The sequence below is a fragment of the Bacteroidota bacterium genome, assembly GCA_030017895.1.
GTDB lineage: Bacteria > Bacteroidota > Ignavibacteria > UBA10030 > BY39 > JASEGV01.
In genome coordinates this window covers 1-12251 of the sequence record JASEGV010000081.1, presented here as the reverse complement: position 1 = coordinate 12251, position 12251 = coordinate 1, and the positions used below count along the sequence as shown (strand labels likewise).

10 protein-coding genes and 1 tRNA gene are annotated in these 12251 nt (G+C 39.2%); 6 read left to right on the top strand and 5 right to left on the bottom strand.

Annotated elements, in window-relative coordinates:
• Nucleotides 1-201: 201 nt before the first annotated feature.
• Nucleotides 202-1524, top strand: a complete 1323-nt coding sequence (locus QME58_12315) for a YCF48-related protein (GenBank protein MDI6804607.1) — start codon at nucleotides 202-204, stop codon at nucleotides 1522-1524.
• A 58-nt stretch (nucleotides 1525-1582) separates the two neighbouring features.
• On the opposite strand, the gene QME58_12310 is transcribed toward QME58_12315, so the two are convergent.
• A complete protein-coding gene (locus QME58_12310) occupies nucleotides 1583-3628 on the bottom strand; it encodes a S9 family peptidase (GenBank protein ID MDI6804606.1) in 2046 nt (681 codons plus the stop codon).
• Nucleotides 3629-3747: 119 nt separating this feature from the next.
• Here QME58_12310 and QME58_12305 point away from each other — a divergent pair, with 119 nt between their 5' ends.
• The 5 genes from QME58_12305 to QME58_12285 all read left to right on the top strand — a co-directional run bounded on the left by QME58_12305 (nucleotide 3748) and on the right by QME58_12285 (nucleotide 8691).
• On the top strand, nucleotides 3748-4137 hold the full coding sequence (locus QME58_12305; protein ID MDI6804605.1) for a YbaN family protein: 390 nt from the start codon (nucleotides 3748-3750) through the stop codon (nucleotides 4135-4137).
• A 45-nt stretch (nucleotides 4138-4182) separates the two neighbouring features.
• Nucleotides 4183-4989, top strand: coding sequence for a hypothetical protein (locus QME58_12300; protein ID MDI6804604.1), 807 nt, complete (start codon nucleotides 4183-4185; stop codon nucleotides 4987-4989).
• A gap of 201 nt (nucleotides 4990-5190) precedes the next feature.
• Complete coding sequence (locus tag QME58_12295) at nucleotides 5191-5850, top strand: hypothetical protein (GenBank protein MDI6804603.1); 660 nt, start codon at nucleotides 5191-5193, stop codon at nucleotides 5848-5850.
• Nucleotides 5801-6136: a hypothetical protein gene (locus tag QME58_12290; protein ID MDI6804602.1), complete on the top strand. Its 336-nt coding sequence runs from the start codon at nucleotides 5801-5803 to the stop codon at nucleotides 6134-6136. Before QME58_12295 ends, QME58_12290 begins: the two co-directional genes overlap by 50 nt.
• Before the next feature lie 137 nt (nucleotides 6137-6273).
• Entirely contained in the window at nucleotides 6274-8691 is a 2418-nt protein-coding gene (locus tag QME58_12285; GenBank protein MDI6804601.1) for a DNA polymerase domain-containing protein, read from the top strand.
• Here QME58_12285 and clpX read toward each other — a convergent pair.
• The 4 genes from clpX to QME58_12265 all read right to left on the bottom strand — a co-directional run bounded on the left by clpX (nucleotide 8660) and on the right by QME58_12265 (nucleotide 11967).
• Nucleotides 8660-9925 carry an ATP-dependent Clp protease ATP-binding subunit ClpX gene (gene clpX, locus QME58_12280; GenBank protein MDI6804600.1) on the bottom strand — a complete coding sequence of 422 codons (1266 nt, stop codon included), beginning with the start codon at nucleotides 9923-9925 and terminating at the stop codon, nucleotides 8660-8662. The two genes, QME58_12285 and clpX, sit on opposite strands and share 32 nt — an antisense overlap.
• 3 nt (nucleotides 9926-9928) lie before the next feature.
• The gene (clpP, locus tag QME58_12275; protein ID MDI6804599.1) at nucleotides 9929-10543 is read right to left on the bottom strand and encodes an ATP-dependent Clp endopeptidase proteolytic subunit ClpP; all 615 of its coding nucleotides are present in this window, start codon (nucleotides 10541-10543) and stop codon (nucleotides 9929-9931) included.
• An 11-nt stretch (nucleotides 10544-10554) separates the two neighbouring features.
• A complete protein-coding gene (gene tig, locus QME58_12270; protein ID MDI6804598.1) occupies nucleotides 10555-11826 on the bottom strand; it encodes a trigger factor in 1272 nt (423 codons plus the stop codon).
• 58 nt (nucleotides 11827-11884) lie between these two features.
• Nucleotides 11885-11967, bottom strand: a tRNA-Leu gene (locus tag QME58_12265).
• Nucleotides 11968-12251 lie beyond the last annotated feature (284 nt).

The window sequence follows — 12251 nt, the reverse complement described above, 5'->3', positions numbered from 1 at the left end:
ACGATAAAATCTATAACACTAAACTTATATTTGAATTTTTGGAACTGCCCTATAGAAAAAATAAATACACCCAACGAGTCTATTTTAGGATACGATGGTAAACATATGGGTTTTTTTTATCCGTTTCCAAAATGCTAACTGAAATATCTTCGTTGAATTTTTTTAATCCAATAAATCATAAATATTTAATAGGTACAAAATATGAAACTCTCTCTACTAATCTGTGTTGTAACTTGTTTACTCTTTACTAACGTCAACGCCCAAACCGGGTGGACGCTTCAAACAAATCCTCTCGGTACTTCAAATCTTGGTAAAGTACAATTTGTTAGTCCAATACACGGATGGATTTCTGTTTCAAATAGTTCAAAATTACTCTCTACCACAAATAGCGGATCAGTATGGTCTGTTCAAACAATGTCAACAATAGATACTGTTTGGTCATTTTCAGATCCGGCAGTTAATTTAAGTTTTATTGATACATCAACCGGCTGGGTGTTAAAGTCCTTTGGGACCGATTTTGGCGATACACGCGGTGCAGTTGTATATAAGACAATTGATGGAGGCAATAATTGGACAAGAAAGGTATTATCGCAATCAAATGGAGATTTCGGTTTCTACATACAGTTTGTTGATGCAACAACAGGATGGCTCGCTGTTGCTAATTTAGGAACGGTTTCCGGTAGCCTTTATAAAACTACTGATGGCGGCACTAATTGGAATCCAATTTCTTCAGGTTCATTCATACTTCCCTATTTCATAAATGCAAACGATGGTTTTGCAATAAATGTAGGTCCTGATATACCTCCGCCGTATGTAATTTTACAAACCTCCGATGGAGGTGTTAATTGGACGACTCAGTATGTTGACACAACTCAAGGTGCGTTAAACGCTTTACACTTTACGGATGTAAATAACGGTTGGGTTGTCGGGTCAAAAGGAAAAATATTCAAAACTTCAAATGGTGGTACCAATTGGCATAGAATTTCTCATCCGAGTATGAATACAAATCCAAATAGCAAGGCTTTGCATTTTATAAGTTCAACTATTGGATGGATTGGAACCGATGATGGAATGGGATCCCGAAAAGTAATTCATACTACAGATGCCGGTAATTCATGGTCTATTCAAAACGTACCTGTAACATCAAGTATATTTAGCATCTCATTTGCTGATATTAGTAATGGATGGCTTGTTTCGGATTATGGAGTTATTGCTAAATATTCAACAGGAGTTGGAGTAAAAAATAACTATAACAATCCAAATCAATTTTACCTAAATCAGAACTACCCTAACCCGTTTAATCCGAGTACGGTAATTAAGTGGCAGTCGCCAGTTAGCGGTCATCAAACTTTAAAAGTTTATGATTTATTAGGTAATGAAGTTGTCGCACTACTAAATGAATATAAAACAGCAGGGAGTTATGAAGTTGAGTTTAATGCTTCAAATCTTACAAGCGGAGTTTATTTCTATCGTTTGACGGCAGGTACTTTCACAGAAACCAAGAAACTTGTTTTGCTCAGATAGTATCAAATGCCCACGAAATTGTAGAGACTTGCTATGGCAAGTCTCTACAATTGTCAAGTTAATTCCCAATAAACCTTTTCAGCCAACCGTGAAATTCCTGATACCAAAAAATCGAGTTTTGCGGTGTGAGTATCCAGTGGTTTTCATCGGGATAATATACGAGTCGGGCAGGGATGCCTTTTCCTTTCAGCACTCCGTAACATTCTAATGCGTGGTTTATCGGGACGCGGTAATCGCGTTCACCGTGGATTACTAACATCGGAGTTTTAAAATTTTCTGCAAACTCTGCAGGACTCCATTTTTGAACCGCTTCTTTCTTATCCCAAGGCGAACCGCCATACGACCTGTCTCTGCCGTGTGTAACATCCGAGGCAAATTGAGCCATTAAATTATAAACACCAGCGTGATTTATCAAAGCAGTAAACCTGTCGGTGTGCCCTGCAATCCAGCTTACCAAAAATCCGCCGTAACTTCCGCCTGCTGCAGCTATTTTCTTTTCATCTACGAAACCTAAATTTATCAGAAAGTCGGTAGCATTCATAATATCAACGAATGGTTTTTCGGGATGGGCGCCGTTTATACAATCGGCAAAGTATTGACCGAAACTTGTTGAGCCGTGGAAATTCACCAACGCAACCACATAATTGGGTGCTGCAAACATTTGTGGATTCCACCTGAAATGAAAATCGTCGCCCGATATGCCATGCGGTCCGCCGTGAATTATTTGAACGAGAGGATATTTTTGGGTAGCATCGAAATTTGACGGAAATAAAACATACATCTGCACCGAATCGTCATCAGCGCCTTTAAAATAATACTCCTTCGATTCTGCTAATGCGAGATTACTGAGTAATTCGGTGTTGAACTTTGTAAGCTGTGTTACTTTTTTTCCATCTTTACTTGCAATAAAAACTTCGTTCGGATATTTGAATGATTGATTAAAAAAAACGACTCTTCCATCGCTTAACGGATGCGGAAAACTACTTGTGCCGAGCCGTGCAATTTCGGAAATTTTCTTTCCGTCAATTGATATTGAGAAGATAGATTTTTTAGCTCGGTCTTCTACTGCGTAATAGATTATTTTATTGTCTTTGGATATTTTCCATTGTTCAGGTGTGCGGTCGTAACTCTCAGGAGTAACTATATTTTTTTTGCCGGATCCTCGTTCGAACTTCACCAACCTGACTTTATCAGCATAAAAGTCTCGCAGCTTCTGCATTCCATAAATTAAAAAACTGCCATCATTTGAATAGCGAGGACTAAAATCGCTTGCATGATTTTCAGACGTGATATTCACATATTTTCCTGAACCATCTGTCGGCACTATAAAAACATCGGAGTTTAAAGAGTCGTAAGGTTCAATCGTCGAATTGCCAGCAAATGCAATCTCTTTTCCATCCGGGGAAATATCGAAATCGGCACCGTCCATCAAATCGAAATAGTTTTTCCAATCTGGAAGCCGGTCGGTAATTTTTTTCGTTTGCAGATCGACTGTAAAAATTCTTGGATAGTAACCATCAGTAAGCCAGCGATCCCAATAACGGATCATCCTGTTTTCAGAAACTTTTGCAGTTATTTTACTTTTCTTTTTTTCTTCGATTACTTTTTTCATCGAATCTAAATTACTTCCGAGTTCAGGAATTATGTTCGCGGCAAAAGCAATCCTCTTTCCATCGGGGAACCATTTCGGAGACGATACACCTAGCGGCATATCTGTAATTTTTTCTGCCTCTCCACCATCAACAGAAATTATAAACAATTGTGCATAGTCGCCCTCCCGCTTCGAAACAAAAGCAATTTTTTTTCCGTCGGGACTCCAAGCTGGCGAACCATCGGATGCTTTAAAAGTTGTAAGCTGCCGCGCATCTTTTCCATCGTGCGGAACTAACCAGATGTTTCCTGTTCCTTTGTTATCTTTTATATCGAATGTTGTAACAACAACTGCCGATTGTTTATCGTCGGGTGATGCAGTGAGTGCGGAAATCCGTTTCAGCGACCACAAGTCTTCGGCGGTAATTGTTTTTTTATTCTGGGCGAAAACGTTCAGACATAGTGCGGTGATCAGTAGAATAAAAGTAACAAAATAAATTTTGTGATTTTTCATTTTATCTCCTTGATAATATTCTTATAGGTTAATTTCAATATAAATATCATACTGAGGAAAATCAAATATTGATATTCTCGATAATATTTGGTTTATTTTACAAAATGAAACTAATATCAATGACTAACACAAATATATATCACGGTATTGCTCGATTGGGGTTAGTAATCGCAGGAAATATTTTTGTCGGACTTGGTGTATTAGGCATATTTCTTCCATTACTACCGGCAACACCTTTTTTCCTTTTAGCGGCAGCTTGTTTCGCAAAAAGTTCTCCCAGATTTTATGAATGGCTGATGGATAATAGATGGTTCGGGAGTTATTTAAAGAATTACAGAGATAATAAAGCTATTCCAAAAAAAGTTAAAATCGTTTCAGTTTCATTTTTATGGATTACTATACTCAGTACGATCTTTTTTGCTGTTGAGGCGACACTAATCAAATATATTCTAATCATTATTGCGATCGGGATAACAATACACATAAGCCGGATCGGAACAAAACATTAACGCATAAAAACTTTTCACTCAAAATAAATTTGGAATGGAACAGATATGAAAAGAACAATTATTTTTTGGATACTCGCACTCCTAATCACACTCGGTTCAGCAGTATATCAGCGTTCGACCGGACCTACATATCCCATAAGTGGTAAAATAAATTTAGACGGCAAAGAGATTAAATACTCTTTGGATAGAAGCCACGGCGGAATTACAAACCACACTGTCGAAATAAAAACTGACGATCCGACTGTTGAAGGCTTTGTAAATTGGAAACGATACAAAACAAACGACGACTGGACTAAAGCACCGATGTTATATAAAGACGGAACTTTATCGGCTGAACTTCCTAACCAGCCGCCAGCGGGAAAACTAGAATATCAAGTAACGCTGCAAGCCGGCGATAAAACATTTACACTTCCGGAGAAAAATTCCGTGATAATCCGTTTTAAAGGAGATGTGCCAACTTTGGTTTTGATTATCCACGTGTTTGCAATGTTCACCGGAATGCTATTCTCCAATCGCGCTGCAATTGAATCGTTCACGAAGGAGGCAAATTTAAAATTCCTCACATTGTGTACGCTTGGTTTAATTACAGTCGGCGGAATGATTTTAGGTCCCATTGTTCAGAAGTACGCCTTTGATGCTTACTGGACAGGCTGGCCCTTCGGCACCGACCTCACCGACAACAAAACAGCTATCGCATTTATTGCCTGGATACTTGCAGCTGTTTCGGTTTTTAAATTCAAGAATCCGAAACGATGGATAATAGCTGCCGCAATTATCACGCTCGCAGTTTATCTGATCCCGCACAGCATGTTCGGTTCGGAGTTGGATTACAGCAAACTGCCTCAGCAGTAATCGATTTGATACGAGCGGCTCACTTCTGATAGTGAGTCGCTCGCTGCTTTATAGTTAACGCCCCCCTTTGCTAAATACTTACAAATCCACAACTTCCGAACAAAAGATCACAGCATTTTTTCCTAAAACAAATTTGTCTTATCCCTCTTGATTAAACGACAAATTTGTCGTATATTTTCATAGAAACAAAACAACTTTATAATGCAGAACATCATTGTACATAGTCGAACAATTACGCAAGCGGCGTTCACTAACGAATTTACCGATTCGCCGGCGGGCTCTATTTTTTTTATTTACGGAAGCAAACGTATTTTTCCGCTATCGCTGACGCTTGCTGCACACGCTTTGATTAAAGGTAAATCAATAGCCGTTGTTGACGGATGCTGCCGTTTCGATGTGCATACTATTACCAACTTCGCACGTCAGCGCCGCATAAATCCGGATATCTTGCTGAAACGGATTTATATTTCCCGCGGCTTCACATCGTATCAAATGGAAGCGGCAATAAATAACCGTCTCGCACAATTCCTGAAAAAAATTAATTCAAATACCGTTATGATATTCGGATTGTTGGATACATTTTACGGCGAACAGGTTCCATTTTATCAGGTTAATAATATGCTTCAGAGAATCGTTGTACATTTAAAACAAATGAAAGAAAAAGGTATTTCAATTTTACTCGCATCTGAAGAACGAAAAGTTTTACCGAAAGAACGCAACCAGTTTTTCGACTTACTTAAACAAAACGCCGATACAATTTACCAACTTTTAGAAGACAGCGACGATATAAAACAAATAAGGAACAAAAATTATGGGACGCACACTCCCAACATTCACAAGAATAATCGACAGCGAGATTGAAAGCTGGTCGAAATACAAACGCGGACTTCGCAAGGAAGATCAAGCGATATTCGACGACCTTTTCCGCGCAGCACGAATTCATCTTGCTGAAAATTTTTATGCTATGCGAACAATCCCATTCGAAAGCATCATCATCTCGATGCTGATTGAACAGAGGAAATTGATAAAAAAATTACAAGATCGAATGGAAAAGACAGAAAGAATTGAGCTTGTAGCCGGAAGTCCTATTGATATTGTTGACGGCGTTATAAACCATTCCGCCAGTCCAATGGACTCCTTCGGATAGGCGGATAAATAAAACGAAGTTAAATAGTTACAGGTTATTAGTTTTAAGTTATAGTTTTTTAGTTGATGGTTCTACGAACTAAAACAAATAACCATTAACTGATAACTATATTTAACTATTGGTTAGTTGTGTGAATAATGAACAAATCCATAAATACCACCGCTTGGCTCTTCGACGTTTATCCTTCTAATAAAGGAATAACAATCTGGCTGATAGACGAAGAAGGTGTAAAACACACCTGCTACGCCGATTTTGTACCATCGTTTTATCTGTATCTCAATCAATCGGATATGAAGCGGGCTGAAGTTTTAGCAACACGCTTGCGAATTCCGGTTTTTACACATCGGACAAAGAAACGTGAATTATATTCGAACGAAGAATGGAACGTTCTTCAAGTGAACGTTCACGACACAATGAAATTCCGTGAAGCGGTTCGGTTTTTTGAAAAATATTTTCCACCGTTCGCTTTCTACGACTCGAATATTTTGCCTGCTCAACTTTATTTTTACCACACAGGACTTTTTCCGCTTGCATTCGGCGAGTATCGAATAAACGAAAAAGGAAAGGTTGTTGAATTTAACTTGGCAGACAGCCGCGAAGCATTCGAATACACACTGCCGCCCCTTTCAATAATGAATATCCGCAACGCTAATAATTTCCTGCCGCCAAAATATCGTTCAATAATGCAACTCGAAATATCCTACGAAAATAATTCATATTTACTCGAACAACAAAATCCTGCAGAACTTCTCGATGCATTTAACTGGCACATTCACCGCTTCGACCCTGATGTAATTTTAACAGAATACGGCGATGCCTCGCTTATGCCAATGTTAAACTCGATTTCAAAAAAATGCAAAATTCCGCTCCACTTTAACCGGGATAAAAGTGTAAACTACTTTACAACCAAAGAATCGAGTTACTTTCAGTATGGGAAAATTGTTCACAAAGACGGCGCCTTCGAACTTGCAGGCAGATGGCATATTGATGTGCACAACTCTTTTACAGTCGCTGAATCTTTCCTCGACGGATTGTACGACATTGCACGTATTACTCAAATGCCGGTTCAGCGGCAAGCGAGAGCATCAATAGGCACAGGACTTTCTTCGATTCAGCTCTCGTGGGCTTATCGTAACAATTTTTTGATTCCATCAAAGAAGCGCGAGCCGGAAGATTTCAAATCGGCGGCAACGCTTTTGCTTGCAGACCGCGGCGGACTAATTTTTCAGCCGTTAATCGGATACCACGAGGATGTTGCTGAACTGGATTTCGTCTCGATGTATCCGACGATTATGGTTCGGCACAATGTTTCGCCGGAAACAATTAACTGCCAATGCTGCTATGGCAACTATGAAGTTGACCAAGATGTCATGTTGAGCGGAGTTGAACGTAGTGAAACGAAGTCGACCTACGGTCTCGTAGAGAAACATGTTTCTGAGCAAACTCAATACAAAACAGTTCCCGAACTTGATTACAGAATTTGCCGCAGACGCGAAGGCATTGTGCCTGCAACACTCCGTGCAGTCGTGGAAAAGCGTGCTTACTACAAACAAAAAAAACAGCAACTCAAGCACGAAGGCAACCCACTATGGCAGGTTTACGATAACCGCCAATCGGCGCTGAAGTGGATGCTTGTAACTTGTTTCGGGTATTTGGGTTATAAGAATGCGCGCTTCGGTAAAATTGAAGCTCACGAATCGGTGAATGCTTTTTCGCGTGATGCAATTCTTCAGGCAAAGGAGATTGCCGAGAATCGTGGTTTCAAACTTCTGCACGCAATTATAGATTGTATGTGGCTTAAAAAATTGGGAGCTACAGAAAATGATTATTTAGATTTATGCAAAGAGATAGAAGCAAAAGTCGGAATTGATATTTCGTTAGAGGGAATTTACAACTGGATACTTTATCCTGCATCGAAAATGGATGCACTGCTTCCGACTGCGAACAGGTATGTCGGATATTACAGAAGCGGTGAAGTGAAAATTCGTGGTATAGAAACCCGCAGAAAAGACACGCCCAAATTTATTAAGTTGATGCAAGGAGCTATGTTGGAAAAATTATCGGCAGCAGAGTCGGTTGCTGAAGTTGCTGCCCTCGTGCCTGAAGTTTTGGAAGTTGCACGTGAGTATATCGAACGCTTGCAAGCCGGCACCGTTAACCCGATGGAGCTTGTTATACGGCGAAACGTATCGCAGGAAGCGAGCGAGTATTCCAACAACAGTGTTAATGCGGTAGTTACGCGGTTGATTGAGGAATCCGGCGTTCACATTGCAGCGGGTGAGAGAATCGAGTATATACTTATAGACCAATCCGGCAAGCGCCAGCCCGAGAAAGCAAAGCCGCTTTCGCTTTATGCGTTTGAAGACGGTTACGATATAGAGAAATACACAAAACTTGCGATTAAAGCAGCTGAAACACTTCTGCTTCCGTTTGGTTATGATATGGAAAAACTAAACAAAATTTTTAAAATTGGTAAAAAGCGAAAGCAAAATACCTCAAGAAAAAAATTAGAAGAGTTAGTTTTTACGCCGTCGCTTGTTGCTTGCCGTAAATGAAAATCGGGTCTTCTTTCTTCAGAAGTGCTTCCTTTGTTATAATACACTTTGTTAAGTTCTGATGTGTTGGCAGGTGATACATTGTATCAAGCATAGTATCTTCAATTATTGAACGCAGTGCCCTTGCACCGGTTCCCCGGTGAATTGCTTTTTTAACTATAGCTCGCAACGCATCCTCTTCAAAATCTAATTCTACACCCTCAATCATAAACAACTTTTTGTATTGCTTAACAAGGGCATTTTTTGGTTGAGTAAGGATATTCATTAGAGCTTCTTCGTTCAAGGAATGCAACGAAGAGGCAACCGGTAAGCGTCCGACAAATTCCGGTATCAATCCATATTTCAGCAAATCTTCCGGTTCTATCAACGATAAATATTCGTCCTTGATTTGTTCTTTTTTACCTTTGATAGGAGCTCCGAAGCCGATAGGGCTGCGGTCAATCCGCCGCGCAATTATTTTATCGATACCCTCGAATGCGCCACCGCAAATAAACAAAATATTTTTTGTATTCACGTGAATCAAATTTTGTTCGGGATGCTTCCTGCCTCCTTTGGGAGGTACACCTGCAATAGTCCCTTCCAAAATTTTTAGTAATGCCTGTTGAACACCTTCACCCGAGACATCGCGCGTAATCGACATGTTATCGCTTTTGCGTGCAATCTTATCAATTTCATCTATGTAAACTATTCCCTGCTCTGCTCTTTCAACATCGTATTCGGAGCTTTGCAACAGATGAAGCAAAACTGTTTCAACATCGTCGCCAACATAACCGGCTTCAGTTAAAGTAGTGGCATCAGCGATTGCGAACGGGACATCTAAAATTTTAGCAAGGGTTTGGGCTAAAAGAGTTTTACCGGTACCTGTAGGCCCAACAAGCAAAATGTTGCTCTTCTCGATTTCTACATCATCGTGATCACCGAGAACTTTTCCGGAATTTATTCTTTTATAATGATTATAAACTGCAACCGCCAACGTTTTTTTAGCATGCTCTTGACCGATCACATAATCATCGAGGGATTTTTTTATATCAACAGGAGTTGGGAGTTCGTGCTTTATTTTTCGGCGTGGCGAAATTGCTGAAAACTTGCTTTTCAAAATATCAACCGAACTTGCAACGCAGGTATCGCATATATAAGCTTCGTTTCCGGCAATCATCCCCTTTACCTCTTCGCTGCGTCTGCCACAAAACGAACATTTTACAACTTCCGTGTACTTATTTTTTCTATCAGTCATTTTTTACTTTTTTTCAATAAATTGTTTTTTGTATAGGACAGCGTCAATTAATCCGTAATTTTTTGCATCCTCGGATGATAAGTAATAATCGCGGTCGGTATCTCTTGTGACTTGTTCGATTGGCTTTCCACAATGATTCGAAATTATTTCGTTGATTCGGCGTTTCATTCTTAATATTTCTTCAGCTTGAATACTTATATCTGTAGCGGTTCCTTGCACACCTCCCCAAGGTTGATGAATCATTATTCGTGAATTCGGCAAAGAAGTTCGTTTGCCTTGGGTTCCACCCGCTAACAGCACGGCAGCCATACTCGCAGCCATACCGATGCATATTGTAGAAATATCGGACCGGATGTATTGCATCGTGTCGTATATTGCCAAGCCCGAAGATACAGAACCGCCCGGACTGTTGATGTAAAGATGAATGTCTTTGTCAGGGTCTTCCGATTCTAAAAACAATAATTGAGCAATCACTAAACTTGCAATCGTATCATCAATGGGTGTTCCGATGAATACAATCCGCTCTTTCAACAAGCGTGAAAAAATATCGTAAGCCCGCTCGCCACGTCCGCTTTGCTCAACAACTATGGGTACTAATTGATTATATACCGGTTTCATTCGATTCCTTTCTATATTTCTTTATCAGTTGTAATTTCTGCTATTTCGTTATTTGCGATTAAAAACTTATTCAGCTTAACAGATAAAATTCCATCTGTTACTGTTTGTGCTTTTTTATAATAATCTAACAGACGTTCTCTGTCGATTCCGGTTCGCATGACATCGGCATTTACCCGTTCTTCAATGTCCGAATCTTCGACTTGAATATTTTCAGCTTTGATAATTTGTTCACGTATTAAAAACCATTTTGCCTGCCAGATGGCTCTTTCCTTTTGGTGTTTTTTAAACTCCTCAATGTTGAATTCCTTCGGTAATTCTTTATTCGGAAATTTCTGTTTGATATCTTCTACAAAACTATTTAGCACACCTTCCATCAGAGATGCCGGCACCACAAATTCGTGCGATGCAACTATTTTTTCAACGATGGCATTTATCAGTTTGCCTTCGCTGTGATTTTGCCATTCGGTTTGTAAATTTTCCCGAAGATGTTTTTTAAAATCATCAACAGTTACTATTGCATCTTTTGTAATTTTCTTTACGAATTCATCAGTGAGTTCAGGCAGAACAACTTTTTGAATTTTATTTACAACCAATTGCGATTTTTGTTTGTGCTTATGTCCATCGTGTTCGTATTCAAAATCGGTAATGCGGGTTTCATTTACTGAAACATTTTTCAAGGCATTCTTGAATTCAGGATATACATGCTTGTCGGCGAGGTACACAGTTTCGTTTTTTGCAACCTTCCCGATTAGCGGTAAACCGCCTTCGTCTAAATCTTGCAGATCAAAAGTTACAACATGGTGATTGTCGTCGGCGGTTTGAACTTCAGACCGTTCGGCATTAGCAAATAAAATTTGATTTACCTGATCTTCAAATTCTTCCTCTGTTACATTGTGAATTAATTTTTCGTACTTCAGTCCCTTGTAATTTTTCAGGTCAAAACTTGGAATCACGTCATACTTAATTTTGAAAGTAGCTTCTTCGCCTTTCTTATAGTTCATATCAACTAACGTAGGTGTACCAACGACCTCTATTTTTTGCTCTTCAACAGTTTTATGGAATGAATCGTTGGCAATTTTTTCGAGCGATTCATACTCGATACTTTCGCCGTAAAGTTTTTTAATTTTGTCGAGGGGAACTTTCCCTTTTCGAAAACCTGGCATATCTATTTTTTTTCTGTAATCTTGATATGCATTTTCGAAATGTGGAATTAATTCTTCCTGCGAAACAATTATTTCAACTTCTTTTTCAGTTTCGTTGATATCTGTTATGTTAAAATTCAAACGTAAATCCTTTCTATACCTATTTAATTGTTAATTGCTAATTGCTAATTAGACCTCGTGGGCAAAGGGGGAGTTGAACCCCCACCCTGATTAAGGACTAGATCCTAAGTCTAGCGCGTCTGCCAGTTCCGCCATTCGCCCAAAATTTGTTTATTTTCTTAAAAATGCACTATAAATATAGTGTTATTTGGTTAAAACTACAAGCTTCTGAATTTCTTAAAAAATCATCACCATTTTGAGACACGATTTATCCACGCCACTTTTGTATAGTTTGTAACAGGAATATAAGGATAAATGGATAAATGGATTATTGGTCAACGACTCTAGCGAGTCTTTGACTCGTAGAGAGTGGTGAAATGATGGAGTTTAGATAAACCCAGATTGTTCAATAGGCTATAAATTTCTAATGACCGCCATTAGGGAAA